23 protein-coding genes are annotated in these 25,162 nt (G+C 51.9%); all 23 read left to right on the top strand.

Annotated elements, in window-relative coordinates; genetic code table 11:
• The first annotated feature begins 275 nt into the window (after positions 1–275).
• Positions 276–563, top strand: coding sequence for a 4Fe-4S dicluster domain-containing protein (locus HY879_14010; GenBank protein ID MBI5604457.1), 288 nt, complete (start codon positions 276–278; stop codon positions 561–563).
• Entirely contained in the window at positions 535–1,590 is a 1,056-nt protein-coding gene (gene vorB, locus HY879_14005; GenBank protein ID MBI5604456.1) for a 3-methyl-2-oxobutanoate dehydrogenase subunit VorB, read from the top strand. The genes HY879_14010 and vorB overlap by 29 nt, the downstream gene beginning before the upstream one ends.
• Positions 1,587–2,351, top strand: a complete 765-nt coding sequence (locus HY879_14000) for a 2-oxoglutarate oxidoreductase (protein ID MBI5604455.1) — start codon at positions 1,587–1,589, stop codon at positions 2,349–2,351. Before vorB ends, HY879_14000 begins: the two co-directional genes overlap by 4 nt.
• A gap of 56 nt (positions 2,352–2,407) precedes the next feature.
• Positions 2,408–2,989, top strand: coding sequence for a 2-oxoacid:acceptor oxidoreductase family protein (locus HY879_13995; protein ID MBI5604454.1), 582 nt, complete (start codon positions 2,408–2,410; stop codon positions 2,987–2,989).
• A 153-nt stretch (positions 2,990–3,142) separates the two neighbouring features.
• On the top strand, positions 3,143–4,795 hold the full coding sequence (gene ilvD / locus HY879_13990; GenBank protein MBI5604453.1) for a dihydroxy-acid dehydratase: 1,653 nt from the start codon (positions 3,143–3,145) through the stop codon (positions 4,793–4,795).
• Positions 4,796–5,099: 304 nt separating this feature from the next.
• Positions 5,100–6,062, top strand: a complete 963-nt coding sequence (locus HY879_13985) for a DctP family TRAP transporter solute-binding subunit (protein ID MBI5604452.1) — start codon at positions 5,100–5,102, stop codon at positions 6,060–6,062.
• A gap of 124 nt (positions 6,063–6,186) precedes the next feature.
• Positions 6,187–6,660, top strand: a complete 474-nt coding sequence (locus tag HY879_13980; GenBank protein MBI5604451.1) for a TRAP transporter small permease — start codon at positions 6,187–6,189, stop codon at positions 6,658–6,660.
• Positions 6,657–7,961: a TRAP transporter large permease gene (locus tag HY879_13975; protein MBI5604450.1), complete on the top strand. Its 1,305-nt coding sequence runs from the start codon at positions 6,657–6,659 to the stop codon at positions 7,959–7,961. The genes HY879_13980 and HY879_13975 overlap by 4 nt, the downstream gene beginning before the upstream one ends.
• Positions 7,962–8,287: 326 nt before the next feature.
• Positions 8,288–9,466 (top strand): acetyl-CoA C-acetyltransferase, encoded by a 1,179-nt coding sequence (locus HY879_13970; protein MBI5604449.1) that lies wholly within the window; start codon positions 8,288–8,290, stop codon positions 9,464–9,466.
• 120 nt (positions 9,467–9,586) lie between these two features.
• The gene (locus HY879_13965) at positions 9,587–10,765 is read left to right on the top strand and encodes an acetyl-CoA C-acetyltransferase (protein MBI5604448.1); all 1,179 of its coding nucleotides are present in this window, start codon (positions 9,587–9,589) and stop codon (positions 10,763–10,765) included.
• A gap of 185 nt (positions 10,766–10,950) precedes the next feature.
• A complete protein-coding gene (locus tag HY879_13960) occupies positions 10,951–11,736 on the top strand; it encodes an enoyl-CoA hydratase/isomerase family protein (protein ID MBI5604447.1) in 786 nt (261 codons plus the stop codon).
• Between the two features lie 192 nt (positions 11,737–11,928).
• Positions 11,929–13,077, top strand: coding sequence for an acyl-CoA dehydrogenase (locus HY879_13955; GenBank protein ID MBI5604446.1), 1,149 nt, complete (start codon positions 11,929–11,931; stop codon positions 13,075–13,077).
• A gap of 108 nt (positions 13,078–13,185) precedes the next feature.
• A complete protein-coding gene (locus HY879_13950) occupies positions 13,186–14,337 on the top strand; it encodes an acyl-CoA dehydrogenase family protein (protein ID MBI5604445.1) in 1,152 nt (383 codons plus the stop codon).
• A 125-nt stretch (positions 14,338–14,462) separates the two neighbouring features.
• On the top strand, positions 14,463–15,005 hold the full coding sequence (locus HY879_13945; GenBank protein ID MBI5604444.1) for a cob(I)yrinic acid a,c-diamide adenosyltransferase: 543 nt from the start codon (positions 14,463–14,465) through the stop codon (positions 15,003–15,005).
• A 67-nt stretch (positions 15,006–15,072) separates the two neighbouring features.
• The gene (locus tag HY879_13940; GenBank protein MBI5604443.1) at positions 15,073–15,615 is read left to right on the top strand and encodes a hypothetical protein; all 543 of its coding nucleotides are present in this window, start codon (positions 15,073–15,075) and stop codon (positions 15,613–15,615) included.
• Complete coding sequence (locus HY879_13935) at positions 15,596–16,195, top strand: hypothetical protein (protein ID MBI5604442.1); 600 nt, start codon at positions 15,596–15,598, stop codon at positions 16,193–16,195. The genes HY879_13940 and HY879_13935 overlap by 20 nt, the downstream gene beginning before the upstream one ends.
• Positions 16,167–18,428 carry a PAS domain S-box protein gene (locus HY879_13930; protein MBI5604441.1) on the top strand — a complete coding sequence of 754 codons (2,262 nt, stop codon included), beginning with the start codon at positions 16,167–16,169 and terminating at the stop codon, positions 18,426–18,428. Before HY879_13935 ends, HY879_13930 begins: the two co-directional genes overlap by 29 nt.
• The gene (locus HY879_13925) at positions 18,412–19,074 is read left to right on the top strand and encodes a response regulator transcription factor (GenBank protein ID MBI5604440.1); all 663 of its coding nucleotides are present in this window, start codon (positions 18,412–18,414) and stop codon (positions 19,072–19,074) included. Before HY879_13930 ends, HY879_13925 begins: the two co-directional genes overlap by 17 nt.
• A 499-nt stretch (positions 19,075–19,573) precedes the next feature.
• Positions 19,574–20,509, top strand: coding sequence for a hypothetical protein (locus tag HY879_13920; GenBank protein MBI5604439.1), 936 nt, complete (start codon positions 19,574–19,576; stop codon positions 20,507–20,509).
• A 127-nt stretch (positions 20,510–20,636) separates the two neighbouring features.
• Positions 20,637–21,029, top strand: a complete 393-nt coding sequence (locus tag HY879_13915; GenBank protein MBI5604438.1) for a hypothetical protein — start codon at positions 20,637–20,639, stop codon at positions 21,027–21,029.
• Positions 21,030–21,208: 179 nt separating this feature from the next.
• Positions 21,209–22,198, top strand: a complete 990-nt coding sequence (locus tag HY879_13910) for a hypothetical protein (GenBank protein ID MBI5604437.1) — start codon at positions 21,209–21,211, stop codon at positions 22,196–22,198.
• Between the two features lie 42 nt (positions 22,199–22,240).
• Entirely contained in the window at positions 22,241–24,190 is a 1,950-nt protein-coding gene (locus tag HY879_13905) for an FAD-dependent oxidoreductase (protein ID MBI5604436.1), read from the top strand.
• A 149-nt stretch (positions 24,191–24,339) separates the two neighbouring features.
• The coding region (locus HY879_13900; GenBank protein MBI5604435.1) for a hypothetical protein at positions 24,340–25,162 on the top strand (823 nt) is incomplete at its 3' end.

Below are 25,162 nucleotides of genomic sequence, written 5' to 3'. Positions count from 1 at the left end.
GGATTGAAAACGATATCCATTTAGTCGATTCTTGGCCCTCGACTTCAACCAACTGGCCATGATACTGGCATAGAAGTTGCTCCCGTAATAAGCCGCTGCCATTGCTTCGGTGAAACCCAGGCACGGAAGAAAAGGAGGATCTATGCTTGCCCGGAAGAAGTGGCTCCTATGGGGCAGTTGATTTATCATGATAGCACTCCTTTCCCGTCATTCCCGAACGTCTTTATTGGGAATCCAGGTTTTTAAGAAAATGTAAATCAAAACGGAGATCAATTATGCCGGTTAATCAAGAATTCTTTCCATTGAAAAAAAAAGACGGAAGATTCAGGGCAGTGATTCAGGCGGAATATTGCAAGGGTTGCGGAATTTGCATGGCTTTTTGTCCGGAGAAAACGCTGATTTGGGCGGAAAAATTAAATTCTTTCGGCTACCCGGTGGTGGAATTATCTGATGAGAAGGCCTGCCGGGGTTGTTTGCAATGCTTTTTGATGTGTCCGGATGTGGTTTTTAACTTCAGCCGGGAGGTGGAGTGCCATGGATCAGGTAATGTTGAAAGGCAATGAAGCCATAGGGGAAGCGGCATTACGGGCCGGATGCCGGTATTATTTCGGTTATCCCATAACACCCCAGTCCGAGCTTATGGAATACCTCGCCCGACGTCTGCCTGAAGTCGGCGGCACATTCCTGCAGGCGGAAAGTGAACTGGCGGCCGTGAACATGGTCTATGGGGCAGCCGGTGCCGGGGGACGTGCCATGACCTCTTCGTCCGGACCCGGCATCAGTCTTAAACAAGAAGGAATTTCTTTCCTGGCATCGGCTGAACTTCCCTGCGTGATTGTTAATGTGATGCGGGGCGGACCGGGTTTGGGCACTATTCAGCCGTCTCAGGGGGATTACACCCAGGCCACCCGGGGCGGCGGCCACGGCGATTACCGCCTGCCGGTCCTGTCTCCGGTTTCCATCCAGGAGATGGTAGACCTGGTTTACAATTCTTTCGATATGGCTGAACAATACCGTACTCCTGTCATACTGCTTACGGATGGTGTATTGGGACAGATGATGGAACCCGTCTTATTACCGGAAGAGATAACCCATGAGTATATGAAACCCTGGATTACCGATGGCTGTCAACATCGTCCAAGACGGTTGATAAAAACCCTTTACCTGGATTCCGGTGAATTGGAATCCCACAATTTACACCTTCAGGCTAAATTTAAACGATTAAGCGCAAAGGAAGTCCGTTTCGAAGGCTACCATCTTGAAGACGCAGAGGTATTGATTATTGCTTTTGGTATCTGCGCACGGGTGGGGCGCACGGCTGTAGACCATTTAAGGGAGAAAGGCCTGCGGGTCGGATTATTCCGGCCTGTAACTTTGTGGCCTTTTCCTTCCGCTTCGTTAAAGGAAGCTGCCGAAAGGGTAAGACATCTGGTGACTGTGGAAATGAATGCCGGCCAGATGCTGGAAGACGTGCGACTGGCCTTGCCCGGCCGGGAGATCGGCTTTTACGGGAGGATGGGCGGAATTGTAGTTTCGGCCCTGGAAATCGAGGTCGAAATCATGCGAATCATGGGGGGCAACGGGGGATGATTAAACCATTATTGGTCAGACCGAAAATATTGACGCCGGTCAGATTTCATTATTGTCCGGGTTGCGGCCATGGTGTGGCCCACCGCCTGGTGGCTGAAGTAATTGACGAACTCGGCTTACGGGAAAAAACAGTTGGTGTGGCCTCTGTGGGATGTTCAATCCTGATTTATAACTATTTAGATTTGGACATACAAGAAGCGGCCCATGGAAGAGCGCCGGCCGTGGCCACAGGAATCAAACGGGTCCTGCCAGACCGTTTCGTGTTCACCTATCAGGGCGATGGTGACCTGGCCTCCATCGGGTTGGCAGAAATCGTTCACGCGGCCGGGCGCGGGGAGAATTTTACCGTTATTTTTATCAACAATGCCAACTACGGAATGACCGGAGGGCAAATGGCCCCCACGACTTTGCCCGGCCAAAAAACCACGACCTCGCCCAAGGGACGGGATGTGGGCCAGGCCGGATATCCATTAAAAATGGCCGAGATATTGGCGGTCCTGGATGGACCTTCCTATATAACACGAGTGGCGATTCATAATCCCGGTGCAGTCATTAAGGCCAAAAAAAGCATCAGGAAGGCTTTCCAGTGCCAAAAACTGGGTCTGGGTTTTTCTATGGTCGAGATACTGGCGGCCTGCCCTACCAATTGGGGGATGGAGCCCCTGACCGCTTTACAATGGCTTGAGAAAGAAATGATCAAATATTATCCGTTGGGAGTTTTTAAAGATACGGAAATGATGGCCCCATCAGCAGCCTTGTAGATAACAGCACGGCTTCCCGGGAGTAACCGAAAAAGGAAAAGGAGCGTGAAACCATTATGGTCCATCAGGTTTTGATCGCCGGCTTCGGCGGGCAAGGGGTGTTAACTTGCGGACAAATCCTGGCCCTGGCAGCCACTCGTGAAGGGAAAAAAGTGACCTGGATGCCTTCCTACGGCCCCGAGCAGCGTGGCGGTACTGCCTCTTGTGTTATCACCCTTTCCGATCGGCCTATTGGCTCTCCTCTGGCGGAAAAGATCTCCGTAGCCCTGATTTTTAATGAACCTTCTCTGGTTAAATTTGAGCCACAGTTTGGGGCGGGAACTCTGGTAATCCTGAATTCATGTATGATTCCGACTGAGGTTAAGCAGTTTGAACTCCCAGTACATCGTGTTCCGGCAGATGATATAGCACAGGAAATAGGTCTGAGGCGGGCAGGTAATATTGTTATGCTTGGCGCTTACATTGCCGTAAGCAACACGGTATCTCTTGATGCTGCCCAAGAGGCGATTGGCAATTATTTGGGACCATCCAAACAACACCTCCTGGAAACAAACCAAAAGGCTCTCTCGGCGGGGTGGCGCTTCATTGATGGCGGGGGAGGTGTAATTGAGAAATACCTGTGTGAATCAAGAATCTAATCAACCCTATTTGACATTTCTTTGTTACTGGTTACTCGTTTCTCGTTTTGTCGAGCAACCAGCAACGAACGCAATATACCGTAACCGTCAGGAAGTCAGGGATAAATTGGCAAATTGTGAGTTTTAGAATCTAATGCGGAGGTATGTCTTATCATGATCAGCGACAAAATCAAAAAAGGGTTTGGTAATACGGGGCAGCGAGCGCTGTTGCATGCAACAGGGATAACCAAAGAGGCCCTGGAGAAGCCTTTTATAGGCATAGCCAGCGGTTTTACCGATCTGGTTCCGGGGCATGCGGACATGCGTAATCTCGAGAGATATGTTGAAAAAGGGATTCACTCCGGCGGTGGATATTCATTTATATTCGGCATCCCGGCATTGTGTGACGGCATTACAATGGGTCACATCGGCATGCATTATTCCTTGCCTTCCCGCGAATTAATCGCCGACTCGATAGAATCGGTGGCCGTGGCCCATGCATTGGACGGCCTGGTTTTGCTGACCAACTGCGATAAAATCACCCCGGGAATGCTGATGGGGGCCATGAGATTGGATATCCCGGCCATTGTTGTAAGTGCTGGTCCGATGATGACTGGACGTTACCAGGGAAGGAAATTGACTCTGGTTAAAAACACCTTTGAAGCCGTTGGATCATTCCGGGCCGGGAAGATAAGTGAAGAAGAATTAAATTGCTTCCAAATGGAGGCCTGTCCTGGGGTTGGAGCGTGCCAGGGGCTTTATACGGCGAATACGATGGCCTGTTTATGTGAAGCCATGGGAGTTTCCCTGAAGGAGTGCGGGACGTCTCTGGCCGTATCGGCCAAGAAAAAGCGAATAGCTTTTGAAAGTGGGGAAAGAATCGTTGATCTGGTGAAAAGCGGAATAACGATCAAGAAAATTTTAAATAAAAATGCCTTTGAAAACGCCATTTATTTGGACATGGCCCTGGGAGGGTCGACTAATACGGTGCTGCACCTGCCTGCGATCGCTTATGAGGGAGGAATCGAATTAACCTACGACGACTTCATGAAAATTAACGCCAATGCCCCTTACTTGTGCGGTATTCAGCCATCGGGGGATTATACCATGGAGGACCTGGAGTATGCCGGCGGTATACCTGCCGTGATGAACGTCATTAAGCCGCTTTTAAAGGATAATATCACCGTTTCGGGCAAGACCGTGCTGGAATTGGCCGGTGAGGGCCGGGTGGGTGACCCTGAGGTGATCAGGTCTCTGGATGACCCGATCAGCCCAGAAGGCGGCATCGCTATTTTGTTTGGGAACCTGGCCCCTGACGGCGCCGTAGTCAAAGCATCGGCGATGAACGAAAATATGCGAAAATTTGAAGGTCGGGCAAGGGTTTTTGATTCAGAAGAGGCGGTCATGGCAGAGGTTTTGAACAATGGCATCAAACCTGGGGACTTCATTGTTATCCGGTATGAAGGTCCCAAGGGAGGGCCTGGTATGCGTGAAATGCTGGCGACAACCGCCGCTTTGGTCGGTCTTGGTTTACGGGACGAGGTGGCCCTGCTTACTGACGGGAGATTTTCCGGAGGCACTCGGGGCAACTGTATAGGTCACGTAGCGCCGGAGGCTTATGAAGGAGGCCCCATAGCCTTGATTCAGGAGGGTGATTTGATTAAATATGACCTCGAGGAGAGAACCCTTGACCTGCAGGTTGAACAACAGGAGCTGGTTAAAAGAAAAAATGAATGGAACCGTCCCGACCCCAAAATCAAAAACGGGTACCTGTCCAAGTACATTAAATTGGTTTCTTCCAGCAAAGAAGGTGCCGTCTGTAAGTGAATCCGTATAGGGGGTTATACGGAGACCATTGAATAGCTTAACCTTGGACAATCTCATGAAGATAGAACCAATCGGGACCATACACACTCCTTTTACGACCCAAGAGGAATGTCCTATCCAACCATCCTATAACTCTGAATCAATAGGACAGGTCGAGGTGTTTAGAGCCTATTATGCCGGCTTGAAGGATATTGAAACCTTATGCTTCCGGAGGATGGACGACCGGCAAGGGATGGCGTCCCAAACCAACAGGAAGAGAATAACGAAATAAAAAAAAGAAGGAGGAAACACAATGCGTTTACGAATGATGGTAATTTTATTCAGCTTAGGTTTGGCGGTCTTCGCCGGATCGGCAGCGGCTAAAACCCAGATCAACGTTGCTGTAGTCGTCAATCCGGATTTCGTCCACACGAGGGCGGCCAACTGGTTCAAACAGAGTGTGGAAAAGGCCCTGCCTGGTAAGATCAGTGTGATGGTCCACCACTCGGCCGTTTTGGGCAGCGAGACCCAGGTGCTTCAGCAGATTCAGTTGGGCACCACCCAGATGGCGGTCTGCACCACCGGGCCCATCGAGGCCTTCGTGCCGGAAATCAAGGCCCTGGAAATGCCTTTCGTTTTCCCCTCCTACGATGCAGCCGATAAGGTGCTGGACGGACCGGTCGGTCAGGATCTGGCCAGGAAATTCGAGAAATCCGGGTTTGTGGCCCTGGCTTTCCTGGACAACGGATTCCGCAACGTCACCAATTCCAAACGTTCCGTGAAGATGCCCGAGGACCTTAAAGGGCTGAAAATCAGAACCATGGAGGCTCCTACTCATTTGGCGATCTGGCGGGCCATAGGGGCCAACCCGACGCCCATGGCCTGGCCCATCTTTACACAGCTTCAACAGGGGGTCATCGACGGCCAGGAGAATCCCATCGCCGTAATCCATGCCGCCAAGCTCCACGAGGCCGGTCAGAAATATTTGACCCTGACACGGCATGTCTATTCGGCCCTGGTCTTCCTGGCCAGCAAGTCCTTTCTGGACGGGTTGTCTCCCCAGGAACGCAAGGTGATTACGGACAATGCCCGGGCAGCGGCCCTTCAAGGACGCCAGTTCATCCGGGGCAACGAGGCCAAACAATTAGCCGAACTCAAAACGGCCGGGATGCTGGTGGAGGACAAGCCCGATTTGGCGGCCTTCCGCAAGGCCACGGCCCCGGTCATCAACTCGGTGACGGGCGACACCAGGAAGCTGGTGGATCAGATCCTGCAGACGGTGAAGTAGTAACTACGGGCGATAGGCAAGGGGCTATAGGCGAAAGGCATTAAAAAAACCTGGCCCATAGCCCATAGCCTATAGCCTATAGCCCTATAGCCCCATCATTATCCCAAACAGGCAGGAGTAGCCTATGCTGGTATTACAGCGATTAAGTTCGGCCATTAATGCAGTGGTGGAAAAAGTCCTTTTTGTTATAGGGGCGATTATTTGCCTTATTTTATTCGCCCAGGTGGTCTCCCGGTATGCCGGTAACTCCCTGGGCTGGTCCGAGGAAGTAAGCCGGTATCTCCTGGTGGCCATCACCTTTCTGGGTGGAACGGTGGCTTACAAACGAACGAACTTTATCGGTTTGAAAGGGTTTGGTCATAGCCTGGGACCGGTCATTCAGCGGGCCATCATAGTCTGCCTGCAGGGGTTGACCCTGGCCTGCTTTTTGCTAATCGCCTGGTTCGGGGCCGGCTACACCTTAAAGACCTGGGAACAAGCCTGGTCCTCTGTACCGCTTCCCATGTCGCTCCCCTTTGCGGTGATACCGATTGGGGCTGTCATCTTCGTCATCCACGTGCTGGCGGACATCTTCAAATCGGGAGAAACTAAATTATGATCATTGTCCTTCTGTTCGGGGCTTTGTTCCTGCTGATCGCCCTGGGGCTGCCCATTGCCCTGGCCATCGGCCTGCCGGCCATCGGCTTCATGCTGGCACCCGGGGTCTTTCCCGCCAGCGTTCATCTGTCGGCACTGGGTCAGACGATCATCCAACTGCTTTTCGCCGGCGTGGATTCCTTCGATCTTTTGGCCATACCCCTTTTCATGCTGGCCGGGTCGATCATGGAGACCGGCGGGATTTCCCGCCAGCTTATCGATTTCTCGGACAGCCTGGTGGGTTGGGTGCGGGGCGGGCTGGCTTGTGCCGTGGTGGTGGCCTCTATGTTCTTCGCCGGTATCTCCGGTTCGGCCGCGGCCGACACGGCCGCCCTGGGGGCCATCGCCATACCGGCCATGATCCGCCAGGGCTATCCGCCGGCCTTCTCGGCGGCCCTGGTGGCGGCCGGCGGCTCTATCGGCGTTATCATCCCCCCTTCCATCCCCATGGTCATTTTCGGTTTCCTGACCAATGTCTCCATCGCCAAACTTTTCGCCGGGGGCATGATGGTGGGGATCCTCTTCGGTCTCAGCTTCATGGCCCTATCCGTCTGGCTGGCCTGGCGCCACCAGTGGGGGACCCGTAATCCCTTTTCTTTGAAAAAGATTGGGATCGCATTCAAAGAGGCCTTCTGGTCCCTGGGTGCGCCGGTCATCGTCCTGGGCGGGATCCTGTTCGGCATTGTCACGGTGACTGAAGCGGCCGCCCTGGCGGTCTTCTATGCCTTGTTTGTGGCCATGGCCGTCAACCAAAGGATCAAATGGAAGGACATGCCTGCCCTCATTATCCGCTCCCAGATCGTGGCCGCCACCATCCTCTTCATCATCGCCATGGCCAAGATGTTTACCTGGCTTTTGGCCATGAAGCAGACCCCGGTGCTGTTGCAAAATGCCATCCAGTCCCTGGCGCTCCCCCCTTGGGGCCTGCTGCTGCTGGTCATGACCGGGCTCTTGATCGTGGGCTGCGTCATGGAGACGACGGCCGCCCTGATCCTGCTGGTACCGGTCCTGGCGATCATTACCCCCCAGATGGGGGTGGACCCCATCCAGTTCGGGGTGCTCATGGTCGTCAACCTGGCTATCGGCATGTTGACCCCCCCGGTGGGCATCTGCCTGTTCGTGGCCTGCGGGATCTCCGGGCTGCCGCTGGGACAGGTGGCCCGGGCGGTGATGCCCCTGGCCGTTGTGGCCATCACCGTGCTTATGATCGCCTGTTATTGGCCGCCGCTGACGCTCTGGTTCCCGTCACTGATTTATAAATAATGGATCCCTATTCCTTTCTATACCCCTGGAAGAAAAAACCAAAAAATATTAAGTGATTTTAGTCACAAAAGAATTGACAAATTGGCCTAAAACCCGATAAGGTAAGGACGAAAATAACGTTCGTCGCTCAGAGTTCGGCGTTCGGCGAAAACCTTTTTTGATACGTCGTGGTACCTAATTATTGGCATGAACGCTTAGTTCGAAAAGAGGGAATCTAGGGTCAGTTGAAGAGAGAGCTGCAAGTTGCAAGTTTCATGTTGCAGGTGCTAAAAAGTGAATCCTGTATCTTGCCTATAACCTAATTTTTCCGCAGGAGTAGAATGATGATGGAAGAGGTCTTTATCGTCAGCGCAGTCAGGACGCCTTTAGGGTCTTTTAATGGGAGTTTGAGCCCTTTTTTGGCCACCGAATTGGGGGCAATGGTCATCACCGAGACCATCCGCCGGGCCGGATTGACTAATGAGCAGGTGGATGAGGTCATTATGGGCAATGTCCTTCCGGCTGGTCTGGGGCAAAATCCGGGCCGTCAGGCCATGCTCAAGGCCGGGCTTCCTTATGAGGTGGGGGCCATTACAGTCAATAAGGTCTGTGGTTCAGGCTTAAAATCCGTTATGTTAGCCGCCCAGGCCATTGCCCTGAAGGATGCCGAAGTGGTGGTGGCCGGCGGACTGGAGAATATGAGCCGGGCCCCTTTTTATCTGGAAAAGGCCCGGACCGGCTATCGGATGGGCAACGGGGTTTTGATCGACTCCCTGGATCATGACGGCTTGAGGGATATTAATAATGATTTTCTGATGGGGGTCAGCGCCGAGTACTGTGCCGAGAAATATGGGGTAACCAGGGAAGATCAGGACCTATTTGCCTTTAATTCCTATCAGAAGGGCCTTAAGGCCAGGGCCGATGGGAAATTTAAAGAAGAAATAATGCCTATCTCCATCCCCCGTAAAGGGAAAGAACCGTTGATTTTTGACCAGGATGAAATACTTCGGGAAACCAGTCTGGAGGCCCTCTCCGCTTTAAAACCGGCCTTTAAAAAGGACGGGACAGTGACGGCCGGGAACGCCTCCAAGATCAGTGACGGGGCTGCGGCCCTGGTCCTCATGTCAGGAAGCAAGGTCCGGGAACTGGGAGTTATCCCTATGGCTCGTGTCAGTGCCCAGGGGGCTTCGGGGTTGGACCCCAAATATGTCCTGGTGGCCCCTTTACTTTCCATCCCCAAGGTCCTTAAAAAAGCCGGGCTGTCTTATGGCGACATTGACCTTCAGGAGGTCAATGAGGCCTTTTCCTCTTCGACCATTGCGGTCATCAGGGAACTGGGGCTGGATCCCGAGAAGGTCAATGTCCATGGCGGGTCTGTGGCCCTGGGACATCCCATCGGGGCCAGCGGAGCCAGGGTTCTGGTGACCCTCCTTTATGCCATGAAGGACCGCGGGGCCAAACGGGGCATGGCCTCTTTGTGTCTGGGCGGAGGAGAAGCGGTTAGTTTGATTGTGGAAAAAATCTAAAAAAAGTTCGGAGTTCGGAGTAATTAGTTCGGAGCAAAGGCTTGATAGGACAAAAGAGAAGGTTTCTCACAACTACCAGCTCCGAACTCTTAACTCAATACTGAATTCAGGGGAGGTTTTATGAAAGAGGTTGTTATTGTCAGTGCAGCGCGTACGCCGGTGGGAAGATTCGGCGGTACCTTAAAAGAGATACCGGCCGTTAAATTAGGAGTTGTTGCCGTTCAGGAGGCCCTGAAAAGGGCACAAGTTTCTCCGGGCCAGGTAGACGAGGTTATTTTGGGTAACGTCCTCCAGGCCGGCCTGGGTCAGAATCCGGCCCGCCAGGTGGTGATCCATGCCGGTATTCCCCAGGAAGTTCCGGCCACCACCATCAACAAGGTCTGCGCCTCGGGGCTAAAATCGGTCATGATGGCCGCCCAGGCCATCAAAGCAGGCGATGCCGATATCGTTGTGGCCGGAGGGATGGAAAGTATGAGCATGGCCCCTTATGCCTTAAGACAGGCCCGCTGGGGGGCCAGGATGGGCAATGGGGAATTGGTGGATCTGATGATCTATGACGGGTTGACCGATGTCTTTGGTCAGGTCCATATGGGCCTGACGGCCGAAAAGGTGGCGGAACAATTCAGCATTACCCGGGAAGACCAGGACCGCTTATCTTTGCGGAGTCAGCAAAATGCCCAGAAGGCCTTAGCAGAAGGCCGGTTCAAGGAAGAGATCATCCCGGTGCCTATTCCCCAGAGAAAAGGGGATCCGATTTTATTTAATACCGACGAACATCCCAGGGCCACGACCCTGGAAGACCTGGCCAAACTCAAACCGGCCTTTAAAAAAGACGGCACCGTGACGGCCGGCAACGCCTCGGGTATTAATGACGGGGGCGCTGCCTTTGTCGTCATGTCCTTAGACAAGGCCAAAGAGATGGGCCTTCAGCCCCTGGCCTTTGTCCGTTCCTATGCCACGGCTGGGGTGGACCCCTGGATCATGGGCACCGGGCCAATTCCGGCCTCTAAAAAGGCCTTGGAGAAAGCCGGTCTCTCGGCAAAAGATTTGGATCTCATCGAGGCCAATGAAGCCTTTGCCGCCCAGGCCGTGGCCGTTAACCGGGCCATGGGCTGGGACCCGGAAAAGGTCAATGTCAACGGCGGGGCCGTTGCCATCGGTCATCCCATCGGGGCCAGCGGAGCCAGGATCCTGGTAACCTTGCTTTATGAGATGATCAAAAGACAGTCTGCCCTGGGGCTGGCCACCCTGTGTGTCGGTGGGGGCATGGGAGCGGCTTTGATTTTGGAAAGAAAGTAAGACAGCTTTCAGCGGTCAGGGGTCAGCACTCAGCTAAAACACGACAAAAGTTCGGAGTTCAGAGTTCGGAGAACCTCTTTTTCATATCTCATGAGGTTTCACGGAGGCATGAGGGGTTAGTAAGTTGTTTTTTTTTGGCTGACCGCTGACCGCTATCAGCTATAAGATAATCGAAAGGAGAGATCATGACATTTAATAACATTTTGTTGGATATCCAGGAGGGGATTGCTACCATCTCCATTAATCGTCCCAAGGCCTTGAATGCCTTGAATCCCGAAGTGGTGGAAGAGTTAGGCGAAGCCTTCAGGCAGATTGCCAAAAATAAAGAAGTTCGGGCCGTTATCCTGACCGGGACCGGGGACAAGGCCTTTGTGGCCGGGGCGGATATCGCGACTATGGCCAAAATGAACCCTATGGAGGCCAAACGCTTCTCCGCTTCAGGGCATGAGGTCCTTTTTGCCATGGAGGCTTTGGAGATACCGATTATCGCCGCGGTCAACGGTTTCGCCCTGGGTGGGGGGACGGAGATTGCCATGGCCTGTGACTTTATCTATGCCTCGGAAAAGGCTAAATTCGGGCAACCGGAAATTAATCTCGGGATCATCCCCGGATTCGGCGGAACCCAGCGTCTGGCCCGCCTGGTGGGAAAAGGCCTGGCCAAGGAAATGTGTCTGACCGGAGAGATGATCACAGCCCAGCAGGCCAAAGAGATCGGCATGGTCAATAAGGTCTTTCCGCCTGAAGAATTAATGGGCCAGGCACAGAAGACTGCCAAGCTGATGGCCTCCAAAAGCCGGGCGGCCCTTCGGGCCGTTAAACAGGCCATGAACCGGGGCTTTGATGTGGATCTGCGCAACGGCTGCGCCATGGAAGTGGACGCCTTTGCCATCGCCTTTACCAGTTCCGATGCGAAGGAAGGATTGACCGCCTTCCTGGAAAAACGCCAGCCGGAATTTAAGGGGGAAATATAATAAGAAAATAAAGTTGCAGGTTACGAGTTACGAGTTGCGCGTTCAAAACTAACAACATTTTCATACTTCGTCGATATCCTCATCAGGCGGGCGTGATATTTCGTTGCCAGTTTCGGATTGAAGGCTCCGGAAAATGATTTTATAACCCGCAACCCGCAACGCGGAACACGTAACTCGCATTAAGGAGAAAAGATGGATTTTAATTTAACCGAAGAACAACAGATGGTCCGGGAGATGGCCCGGAGGTTTGCCGAGGCCGAGATCAAACCGGTGGCCGCTCGTCTGGATGCCACCCATGAACATCCGGCCGAGATTTGTAAGAAACTGGCGGAGCTTAAATTTTTGGGAATTGCCGTTCCCGAGGAATACGGTGGCGGCGGTATGGATTATATCAGCTATGTGGTGGCCCTGATCGAGATTTCCAAGGCCTGCGCCTCTACCGGCGTAATCATGTCGGTCAACAATTCCCTATATTGCTTTCCGGTCATGGCCTTCGGGACCCACGAACAAAAATTGAAGTACCTTACGCCGGTGGCCAGCGGGGAAAAATTGGGCTGTTTCGGCTTGACCGAAGCCGGCGCCGGATCGGACCCGGCCCGCATGCGGACTACCGCAGTTTTGGACGGTGATGAGTGGGTCATCAACGGCGAAAAGAAATTTATTACCAATGGGAATGTGGCCGGGTTTTGTGTCCTGGCCGCGGTCACTGATAAGGAGAAAGGCTATAAGGGGATCAGCACCTTCGTGGTAGACCTGGAAAACACCCCGGGCTATTCTTTGGGCCGGGTAGAAGAAAAATTGGGGATCAATGCCTCGGGTACAGCCGAGATGATTTTTGATAATGCCCGGCTTCCCAAGGATGCCTTGTTGGGTAGTCCCGGAGAGGGATTTAAACAGATGCTGACCACCCTGGATGGAGGCCGGATCGGCATCGCCTCCCAGGCTATCGGGATCGGCCGGGCAGTTCTGGAAGAGGCTGTCGACTATGCCAAAACCCGGGAACAATTCGGCCAACCGATTTCCGCTTTCCAGGCCATTCAGTGGAAACTGGCCGATATGGCTACCCAGTTGGATGCCGCCGAACTGTTGACCCTACGGGCCGCCTGGATGGAAGATAATCATCTTCATTATGAGAAGGCGGCGGCCATGGCCAAGCTGTACGCCTCCGATGCTGCTATGCAGGCGGCCGTTGAGGGGGTCCAGGTCCTGGGTGGTTATGGCTATTGCCGGGAATACCCCATGGAACGCCATATGCGGGACGCCAAGATCACCCAGATCTATGAAGGCACCAATGAGATCATGAGGATTGTTATTGCTAATAATGTCCTTAAAGGCAAATAGGCATAAGGCTTAAGGCACAAGGTCCAAGGCTCAAAACAATAAATAAACAAAGAATCGTGCGCCCTGCGCCCTGCGCCTTACGCCTTGCGCCGAAATCAAGGAAATCCAATGGACTTTGCCCTGACCGAAGAACAAAAGATGATCCAGGCCATGTGCCGGGATTTTTCACGGACCGAATTGGCCCCCCAGGCCGCCCGGTTGGATGAAACCAGGGACCGGACCATACTCAAGGCCAATCTGAAAAAGATGGCCGATCTGGGGTTGATGGGCATGAATATCCCCGAGATCTATGGCGGTGCCCAGGTTGGGGTAATGGCTTACAGCCTGGCTATGACCGAGATCGGGGCCGGCTGCGCCGCCACGGCCGCCACCATGTCGGTGACCAACATGGTGGCCGAGGTGCTGCTGGAGTTCGGTACTGAAGAAATAAAGAATACGCATATCCCGCGCCTCTGTTCCGGAGAATACACGGCCGGGGCCTTCGGGTTGACCGAACCGGGGGCCGGTTCGGATCCGGCCGGCATGAAAACAACTGCCGTATTAGACGGCAACGATTGGGTCCTCAACGGGCAGAAGATCTTTATTACCAGCGCCGAATATGCCGGGGTGGTGGTGGTCTGGGCCGTGACCAATAAGATGGCTCCCAAGGGAAAGGGGATCAGCGCCTTTGTTGTTGAGCAGGGTACCCCCGGTTATATCGTTGGGGCCGATGAAAAAAAGATGGGACAGAAAGGCTCCAGCACCAACCAGCTTATTTTTGACAACTGCCGTATCCCCAAAGAAAATCTTCTGGGTTCGTTAGACGACGGTTTTCGGATCGCTCTCATGGAATTGGCCGGCGGCAGGATCGGTATCGGTTCCCTGTCCATCGGCATCGGCCGGGCGGCCATGGATTTTGCCGTGGATTATACTAAAACCCGGGAACAATTTGGCCAGCCTATTTCCCACTTTCAAGCCATCCAGTGCATGATGGCAGATGCCTATACCGAATTGGAGGCCGCCCAACTGCTTATCCTGCGTGCCGCTTTTCTGAAAGAATCCGGTAAACCATTCACCCGTGAGGCCTCTATGGGAAAGGTTCTGGCTACGGAGGCGGCCAACCGGGCCTGTTACAAAGCCGTCCAGATGCTGGGCGGCTACGGCTATACGGGTGATTATCCGGTGGAACGGTTGGCCCGGGACGTGCGGGTAACCACCTTGTATGAGGGGACTTCCGAGATCCAGCGTCTGGTGATTGCCAAGTCCTTGCTGGGCGGGTGAAAGTCCAAGGTCTAAGGTCTAAGGTCCAAGGTTCAGGGTTATAGATTCCTGAAAACCATACACCGTAAACCTTACACCTTATACCGGTTTATCCCCTAACCCTATTTTGGAAAACATGTATTGGGATGGAAAAAGTGAATAACCTATCAAGAGGCATGGTTCAGGTCTATACCGGAAACGGAAAGGGAAAGACCACGGCGGCCTTAGGGCTGGCCTTGCGGGCCGTAGGACATGGCCGCAAGGTGATCATTATACAATTTCTTAAAGGGCATGAGATATCGGGGGAACGGGTTTCTGCAAAACTATTGGCTCCTCTGTTGACCATCATTCCCATGGGACGTCATGGCTTTATCAATACCGTTAACCCGGACCCCGAGGATAAACAATTGGCCCGGAAAGCCCTGGAATACGCCAAAGAGCTAATCAGAAAAAATGCCTGCGACATCCTTATCCTGGATGAGGTGAATGTGGCCGTGGCCTATAATCTGATCCCTGTTCAGGACCTTATAGAAGTCATAGACTCTAAGCCGGAAGCCATGGAACTCATCTTGACCGGGCGGAATGCCCTTCCGAAAATATTGGAAAAAGCCGACCTGGTCACCGAAATGAAAAACCTCAAGCATTATTATGATAAAGGAATACCTGATCGTATCAGCAGTGAGAGATGAAAGGTTTCGGTTTTAGCAGCCCTCGCGTTTTACCATCGTTAATAACCATAGCCAATGGGGACAGTAAATGATTCTGGATTGGCGCAGTGAACTTACCCGTGAAGGTTCCCGGATCACCCTCTCCGGGCTTCACATCGCTATGCATTGTCACCACTACAACATCAATCTTCAAAAAATGTTGGAAGACCATTTGGGAGAAAAAGGGATAGAATTGATGGTCCAGGCGGCAGAGAATGCCTGTTTCACCGGTTTTCAATCCCTGCTCGGCCAGCTCGACCGGCTCCGGACCGTTAAATCCAAATTGGAACTTTTTTCCACCCTCTATCAAAATTGCGGCCTGGGCATCATCCACTTTGAAAAGGTAAGTCCTAAAGGGGGGCGTATTATCAGTCTCTCCAGCCATCATGTGACCGGCTGGCTGGCCAAACATGGGCGCCGGGAGGCGCCGGGATGTCATTTTGTCCGGGGCTGGATCGCCGGGGTATTGGAAGTGATTTATGAACGGCCCCTGGGATATTATCGGGTGGAAGAGCAGAGTTGTAAGATGGTCGGGGACCCGCAATGCCATTTCAAGATCAGCGAGGGCGCACATGCCTATCGACGGGATTAAAATTGTTCAGGCCGTTATGGAAGGGAGTCGCATAAGGGATGCCAAGGGGATCATTCCCACCTTCGGCGTCTATCTTTCCCTCTTTTTTGTCGATTATTATAACCAGCTTTCCTTTCAGTTCGAAAAGGCCTGGGGAAAGGACCCGAAAAAAGAAGCGGCCACCCTTTTGGTCGAGGCCGCCCAGGAATGCGGTTATGCCACCTTTCAAGGGATTCGAAATTCCTGGGAATGGGAAGAAGTCGTCCAACCCATGATAGAAAAAAAGGAAGATCAAATCTATGGGTTTACGGCCATGGCCGAGGCCTTCGGTTGGGGTGATCTCAAAGTGATGGAGATTCTGGCCGATGAAAAATTGGTGATAAGGGTCAGCGACTCTTATGAAGCTACGGGATATCTCAAGCGCTATGGACTGACCGATTCCGGAAAATGCTATATGCTCCAGGGGGTGGCCGCAGCCTTTATGGACCTGCTCTACGGAGAAGAGTACCCGGAAGGCTGTTTTGCATTTAAAACGGACGAAGTTTCCTGCCGGGCCAAAGGAGATCCTTTCTGTGAGTTTGTTGCCCAAAAGAGGGTTTAGGGAGCCTTCCGAAAAAGAGGCCAGACCGCCGGCGAATTGTTGGGAATTTCTCAACTGTGCCAAAGTCCTCTGTCCGGCCTATGGGAAAAGGGGTTCCTCCTGCTGGCTCATTCCAAAGACCCATTGCGGCGTTTACGTCGGGGATGACTTTTTTCAAAAGTTGGCGGCCTGTCTGGACTGCCCTTTTTTCAAGATGAAAGGAGAACAGGAGAAAGGCGGATGGAGCTTGTTTATGACCGAACAGTTGAGACGATACAATGCCAAGGTCATGGAACAAATCTACCAGAAGGAAGAGAGTTTTCTGGAAATCCTGAACCGCATTCCCGACGGCCTCTTTACTACCGATCAAGAATTCCGGATTACCTATTTTAATTCGGCCGCAGAAAAAATCACCGGTTTTACCGCCTACGATGCTGTGGGCATGTACTGCAAGGATGTATTTAAAAACCGGATTTGTGAAAACGATTGTGCCCTAAAACAGGCGATCAAAAATAAAACGAATATCTACAACCGGGAATATTCCATCACCAATATCGAAGGCCGAAAGATACCGATCATCTGTTCCACCACGGTATTTCGGGACCATGAGGGAAGGATCACCGGGGGGATCGAAATCTTTAAGGACATCACTGAACTGAAAAATTTGCAGGAGGAAATCGTCCGGAGGGAAAAAAAGTACCGACGCATATTCGAAGGCAGTCATGATATGATCTATATCACCAATTTGGAGGGAACCATCCTGGATGTCAATCAGGCCGGGGTGGAGATGCTCGGCTATTCGAATAAACAGGAGATGCTTTCCGTAGGAACCGTCAAGCGTCTTTACAAAAAGGCCGAAGATCGTAACCGATTTTTGAAAGCGATGAGCCAAGAAGGTTCAGTGAGGGACTTTGAGATAGATTTTAAAAAACGGGAAGGCACCCCGGTTCATGTCCTGATTTCCAGCCGTCAATACCAGAACCCCGAATCAGGCGAAATCGAATTTGAAGGGATCATCAAAGACATCACCCAGCGTAAACTGGCCGAAGAGGCCATGAAACAAAGAAATGTGGAACTCTCCGTCCTGAATGCTACGGCCATGGCCCTCAATCGTTCCCTGAATTTGAACCTGGTGTTCAAGGAGTCGCTGAAAAATCTCATTAAAGTGATAGGCCTGAGCCGAGGAGGGATTTTCCTGCTCGATCCCGAGAAAAAAAGGGTCGAACTTCAAGTCCGTCACGGGCTCCCTCCTCTGGAAATAACGGATCCGGAGGGGATCCTTTTTAAGGATACCCTTTTAAAGAAATATCTCCTGGAGAAAAACGGGTCTTTTTTTCCCAAACCTATTTTCCCGCCCTTTCAAATTACCTATGAGTTAAAAAAGGGGGGAGATCTCCCGTGGTTGTCCTGTTTTTTAATCACTTCCAAAGGGAAGGGATTGGGCTTCTTTGGGTTGGATATCCCTCCGAAACGCATTTTGAGTCCCCACGAAACCCATCTGATCGGTTCATTAGCCAATTTTTTAGGAGGAGGCATCGAGAATGCCAAGTTGATTAAGACGATTCGCCGGCACCGGCAGGAACTCAGGCGCCTGACCGAAAAACTCTTTCAGACCCAGGAAGAGGAACGACGTCGTATTGCCCGGGAACTTCACGATGAAGCCGGTCAGGCCTTAACGGCGGTTAAATTAGGCTTAGACCGGCTGGAAGAGGCCCTTCCGGCGGAAGACCAACCTCTCAAGGGACAGGTGGAAGAGATTCGCCAGATGCTCCTGCGCACTTCTTCCGAAATCAGGAGACTCTCCTACCGTCTTCATCCGACCTTATTGAGCGATTTAGGACTGGAGCCGGCACTGGAATTATATCTGAAGGGGGTGTCCAGCCGTTCCAACTTGAAAATAGACTTTCGGATGGTCGGTTTTGATCATCGATTGGATCCGAACATGGAAACCGTCTTGTATCGCTTCAGCCAGGAAACCTTGAACAATGCCATAAAGCACTCGCGGGCCGAGCATTTTCGACTCTCCATTATAAAAAGCTATCCCAAAATCATCTTTTTGGCCGAAGACGACGGAATCGGCTTTGACGGGCGAATAGGGGGCAATGAAAAAAGGAGCCTGGGGCTGTTGGGAATCAGGGAGCGGACCTCCCTTTTAGAAGGGACCTTCCAAGTGAAAAGTCACCAAGGGGAAGGGACCAAAATCCGGATAGAAATTCCATTGAAGGAACGCCAGGAGTATGGAACCACCCATTAAAATATTGATCGCCGACGATCATACCATCGTTCGTCAGGGGTTGGCCAGGCTGTTGGAAGATCATGCCGGGTTTAAAGTCATTGGTGAGGCGGTCAACGGCAATATGGCCATCGAAAAGTCCTTAGCCTTAAAACCGGACGTGGTGATCATGGATATTGCCATGCCTTTGCTAAACGGCATCGAGGCGGCCCGGCGGATCCGCAAACATCTCCCCCAAAGCAAAATCATCATATTATCCATGTATGCCCACGAACATTATATCCATGAGCTGTTGGAAGCAGGGATATCCGGGTATCTATTAAAAGATTCAAGCGGCCGGGATATCATCGATGCCATTCAGGCGGCCATGAAAGGGGAGACCTTTCTCAGCCCACCGATCTCCAAGGTCCTGGTGGACCGATATTTGTCCCTGCGCAAGAGTTCTCCGAGGGAGGAGCGGTTCAACCAGCTTTCCAACCGGGAGCGGGAAATTTTTCAGCTCATTGCCGAAGGGCATTCCACCAAAAAGATTTCTCAAATGCTTTGTATCAGCATCAGCACGGTCAAAACCCATCGTCAGAAGGTTATGGAAAAACTCGAAGTCGATTCACCCGCCCAGTTGGTTCACTACGCCATTTCTTTGGGGTTAGTGGAGCCGGAATTGTAGGCCTCCTCTTCCATGGATGATTTTAAAAATCATCCCCTTTTTATTAAAAATCATCCTTTAGACGATACCAAGGGGGAAATCCGCATGATAAACCAGATTGTACATCTCGTACAATTCTCATCTGATGACATTTTGGAAAAAAACTCTCCTCCCCCGAGGGGATCAACCCATCTGAAATAGTGACGAACGTTGGAAAAGCTATCTAACGCCCCTAAGCGACTCTGTGTCAGAAAATAACTCGAACCTTTTGAAACGGTTCCAAAACCGTCTGGCGAAAGCCGGAATCCGAAAATAATGAGAAACCCTGGATTCCAGGTGGCGTTTCACTTGCCCTGACGATGGTGGAGCGGAATAAAAGCGTTGTAAGGGTCTCACTTGTCAACAAACTGGAATCGAATCTCGCAGTGTGAAAGGAGGTGGAAGGGTAAAAAATAGATAAGAAAGGGTGTTGTTTTGGATCAGGACCAAGTGCAAACAATTTTGTGGGAGGAGGAAAAAAATGTCTAAACAGAATTTGATTGATGCTTATCGGGGGAAAAGACCTGCCTCGGTACCCTGGGTGCCTTATTCAGGTGTTCATAGCGCTTTTCTGATCAACGAACCAGCGGACAAATTTTTGAAGGACCCCCAGCTCCTGGCTAAAGGAGTCGTTGCCGCCGCCAAGAGATACCATGCCGATGGCGTTCCCTTGCTCTTTGATCTTTCGGTGGAGGCCAATGCCGTAGGCTGCGATCTGAAATGGTGGCCCGACAACGTCCCCTCGGTTACCAACCATCCCTTATCCGACAAAAGTCTGGCCGACTCGGGGTTGAAGTTTCCCACCAAGGATTCGGGACGCTGGCCGACCATCTTCGAAGGCGCCAAGCTGGCCAAACCCCTATTGGATGAAGCGGACTGCGTCATGATGGGGCTTCTTTGTGGTCCTTTGACCTTGGCCTCCCACCTGGCCGGGGTGCGGATTTTTACCGATGTCTACAAAAATAAAGCCAAGGCCCATGAAGTCATCAAATTTGCCGGAGAAGTCGGGGCCCTTTCAGCTAAATTTTATGCGGAAATGGGCTGTGATATTATCGCCATCGTTGACCCGGTGGCTTCCCAGATTAAGCCGGAGACCTTCAGGGAATTTGTCACCCCCAATTGCCAACCGGCCATTAAGGCCATTCATGATGCCGGAAAAACCTCTTCGTTTTTTATTTGCGGTGATTGCACCCGGGTCATGGAAGAGGTTTGCAAGATCGGAACCCACGGTTTCGCTATTGATGAACAACTTAATCTGCTTTGGGTTCGGGATATGGCCCTCAAATACGGAGTGGGCTTTGGAGGCAATCTTAAACTGACCTTGGCCCTGAGTCTGGGATTGCTGTCTCCGCGGGAAGACGCCATCGTCAGCCTGGCTTCCGGAGGGGCCACCGGATTTACCTTCGCCCCTGGCTGAGACATGCCCTACGATGTTCCGGTGGAACATATGGATCAAGCGTATGAAGCCAAGGCCTGGTTTGAACAATATTACGCCAAATATCCTGAAAAATGGTAAGACGGGATAAACCCAAAGGAGGGAAGCCATGGCAGATAAAATAACGATTAGCGTTCTTACGCTGGACAGCGTCCAATGTGCGGCCTGCGGGTATATGATGGAATCGATTGCCGCCTTACCCAAAGACGTCCAGGACATGATCGAATATAAAGAATGGTCGATCAAGAATAAAGAGGGTATAGGCAAATTTATTGAAATGAAAGGCAGGGTTTTGCCGACCATCTGCATTGAGAATGACCTCGTTTTTGAAAGCATCATCCCTCAATATGAAGAATTGATCGATGAGATGGCTAAACGGGCCCCGAATCCTCAAATGGCCGAGCGGATCAAGTCCTTGAGGGGAGTGGGGTTTGAGTTCGACAAGATTCAGGAAAATTTAAAGAAAGCCGGGTCAGGTACAAAGACCCGTGTTGACTCCTGAGAAAATTTTATTCCTGGGAAGAGGCGGGAACGGGGTTTTCCCGTTTCAGTCTTCTTCCCAGGTGGCAAAGGTCTTTGGCCGATGGGGAAAGACCTTTTCTTTCCGGGTTAAGGCTAATTAAATAGTAATAATATAGTAATTTGCATTAGTTATCATCGAGATATAAGGGAGGGGATTTTATGTTTGAGATAAAAACAGAGCAAAAAGTTGGAGAGATCGGAGGCATAAAGATCGGAGGGCAATCGGGTGATTATCCGACCATCTGTTGTTTCTCTATTTTTCAGGAGAGCGACAAACTCTTTGATAAGGGTGCCCGTCGAAAAGGATTTAATGAAAAGCGGGCCGAAGAAATACTGAAAAATGTTGATAAATTTACCGATGAAATGGGCGTCCCGGCCATGGCCGATATCGTCGCCAGTCCAGGGGAGAAGTTCGACAAATACATTGACTTTGTTACTTCCGTCAGCAAGATGCCTTTTTGTATCGATGCCATTATGATGAAATCGAAGATCGAAGGGGCGGCCTATTGCGCGGAAAAGGGATTATTGGATCGTATGTTTTATAACAGCCTGACCGTCTGGGAAGAAAATATTGAAACCGAGATTAGGGAGATTTCCGATATCGGGGTAAAAAATGTCCTCTTAGTCGCCTTTGATATGGCCGACCAGATGGCCACCGGACGGATCACCGGGACCCAGAAACTCCTGAATGCCATTGAAAAAGTGGGAGCCAAATTTGAGACCATCATCGTTGACACCTCCGTTTTAAATGCCCCGGCCACGGCTATTTGCGGACTGGCCAATCGCTTGATCAAGGAGAAATGGGGATTTGCCACGGCCAGCGCTCCCAGCAATGGATCTTATATGATGTTTAAACAATACAAGGAAAAATGGGATTTTAAAAGCTGGGCCGGGATGGATGCCGGATTGGAAGCCCTGGCGGCTTTTTATTTTAATGATCTGATTTTTACCGGTCCCATGGCCGGTTCAGGAAGGGTGATGCCGGCCGTAGCCGTAGGGGATGCCTTTTTAGCTACAGCGGTTTTTGATGAAACCAAACGATTACCGAAAGACCCGAACCATCCCCTGTTCAAGTTGTGGCCTGATTTTGCCAATCAGCTCCAGGTCAGTTGGGACAAGGCCGGTGAATTGAAAAAAGTAGAACGATAAGAAATCGATTGTTTACGGCCGCCACTGATGGGAGCGCACATAATGACAGACATCGTTTTTAGTTCTTGGGGAGGGCGACTGGTTGATAATCGCGGGCAAGACCCCGGTACCTACGAATCCCCGGACCTTTTCAACTTACCGGAAACCTTTAAGGCCCAGGAAAAGATCAAGGCCTTGATCGGCTGGGACGGGATCATTCTCCGTTCCGGCGCTCTGGATATCGTGGATCTCTGCCGGGTCTATTTGGAAGCCCTTCATGAAAGCTCAAAGACCTGCGGAAAATGTAATTACTGCACCACGGGTTATAAAGAACTGTTGGAGGTCATCGCCGATATCCAAAGCGGCGAGGCCACTGAGGAGGACCTGGAATTTTTAAAATCGGCGGCCGAAGCGGTCATGGACAGCTCCAAATGCAGCATCGGCAAGGCCGGTCCAACCCCCCTTTTCCATGCCCTGAAGTATTTTCCCGAGGCCTTCCATCCTTCGACTCGAGGGGAGGGAGGCGAGAAAGTAACCTGTTATTCTAAGTTGACCGCCCCTTGCATGGACGCCTGTCCGATCCACTTGGACATACCCAAGTATGTCGAATTGATCAAGGATGCCAAGTTCCCCGAATCCCTGGGGGTGATTCGCGAGAAACTGCCCCTGCCGGGCGTGGTGGGCCGTGTTTGTTATCACCCTTGTGAGCAGCATTGCCGACGGGCCAATGCCGATGAGCCTATTGCCATCCGGCTGTTGAAACGGTTCGTGGCCGACCAGGAATGGTTAAAAGGGAAAGGGCCTGAATTTCAGGTCACCCTTTCGGAAAAGGGGGGGAAAGCGGCTATTGTCGGCGCAGGTCCGGCCGGTCTGGCCTGCGCCTATCATTTGGCCCTGAAAGGACATGAGGTTACGATTTTTGAAAAACAACCCCTGGCCGGCGGGATGATGGCCATAGGCATCCCGGAATATCGCCTCCCCGGTACCGTTGTTCAGTCCGAGATCGAGGCGATTCAAAACCTGGGCGTTACGATCAAAACCGGTTTGGAAATAGGGAAGGACCTGACCACCGAGCAACTCCGAAAGGAAGGCTACCAGGCGGTTTTTATCTCCATCGGGGCCCATGAATGTAAAAAACTGGGACTTCCCGGGGAAGACCTGGAAGGGGTTTATCCCGGAGTCGATTTTCTCCGGGAGGTGCGATTAGGGGAAAAAATAATGCCGGGAAAACGTGTCGCCGTGATCGGCGGCGGGAATGTGGCCATCGATGCGGTTCGAACAGCCCGGAGATTGGGAGTCGAAGAAGCATTTATTATCTACCGGCGGAGCCGGGAAGAAATGCCGGCCCTTGAGGAAGAAATAAAAGACTGTGAAGCCGAAGGCATCCGGTTTCACCTGTTGACCAACCCCAAGCGTATTATTGGAGAAAATGGAAAGGTCAAGGCCATCGAATGTCTCAAGATGACTTTGGGCCAGGCGGATGCCAGCGGCCGTCCCCGTCCCATACCGGTCGAAGGCTCGGAGTTCCTTTTAGAAGTGGACGGGGTCATCCCGGCCCTGGGTCAGGAATCGGACTGGGCCTGTTTGGGGCCTGACTGTGCCTGCACCCTCACCGAATGGGGGACGATGAAGTTCGATCCCTTTACCCTGCAAACAGAAGATCCCTTCCTCTTTGCCGGCGGGGATGCCGCCCTGGGCCCCCGGTCCTTGATCGAGGCCGGCGCCATGGGTAAAAAAGCAGCTTTGGCCATGGATCGGCTCATAAACGGTTTGCCGCTTACAGAGGGGAACGACGACTATTTCGATCTCCTTTTTAAAACCATCAAAATTTATAACCCGGAAGAAGTGGTCAAGGTTTCCGAGGTTCGTAATCGAAAAGATGGTGCAAAGTTGAACCCTGAAACCCGGAAGGCTTCTTTTGAAGAAGTGGAACAGGGTTTTTCTCCGGCCGAGGCGGTGGCCGAGGCGGAGCGCTGTTTGCGCTGTTACCGGGTGGTAACCATAGCGGTTTGAATTCGGATTGCGGATTGCGGATTTCGGAATTAACGAAGGTTTCGGTTTTTCCTTGAACCTGGACCTTGAACTTTTTTTCATGTGCGAAATTACCATCAAATGAACAACCCTTAAACATATCAGAGAGGAAGAAGAAAGGAGTATGTGCCATGGCTAATCTTACGCCTATAGAAAGAGTAAAACGTTTTTTTAACCGCGAACCGGTGGATGTGATGCCCTTTTTTTCCGGGATGGGTATGGTGCTCCGTCCGGCCATCAAGAAATTGGGTTATAAATTTCCCACCGTCCACCGTAATGCCGAAAGACTGGCCTGGTCGGGCATCGAATCGGCCCGCATGTTCAAGCTGGATTCGGTGGTCATCCCCTATGATATGTGTTGGGAATCCCAGGCCCTGGGAAATGAAATCAGCCTTTACGAAGATTCCGAGGATACCCTCTACCCGACGATTCCCACTAAAAAATGGACTACCCTGGAGGAAGTGAGGATTACCCGGGATGACATTGAGCATCTCATCGACCGGTATCCGATGAATATTATTCCCGAGGCCATCAAGATCGTCAAAAAAGAAGCCCCCGAGCTGGCCCTCGGTGCCTGGCAATTAGGGCCTTTCACCCAGTGCGGTCAAACCATTGAGCTGGACAAGGTCCTGAAAGGGGTTTTTAAGGAGAAGGCCCGGGTGGAGGACATCCTGGATCAATTCACCGAAATGATCATCAATAACGGGAAGGCCCTCCTGGCGGCCGGGGCGGATTATATTACCCTCAGAGAACCCGGCGTAGCCGCGGATTTACTGAGTCCCAGGACCTTCAAGGAATTGATTGCGCCCCGACTGACCCGCATCTTAGCGGCCTGGCGGTCTCCCAAGGTCCTGCACATCTGTGGGTCCACCGATCCCCTGATCGAGATGATGTGGAAGGCGGTCACCGACTCAGGCGGCCAGGCGGTCAGCGTCGATATCAAGAATAATCTTT

The sequence above is a fragment of the Deltaproteobacteria bacterium genome (genome assembly GCA_016219225.1).
Taxonomy (GTDB): Bacteria; Desulfobacterota; RBG-13-43-22; order RBG-13-43-22; family RBG-13-43-22; genus RBG-13-43-22.
The sequence above is the reverse complement of the archived record's forward strand: the minus strand, read 5'-3'. Positions and strand labels throughout refer to the sequence as shown.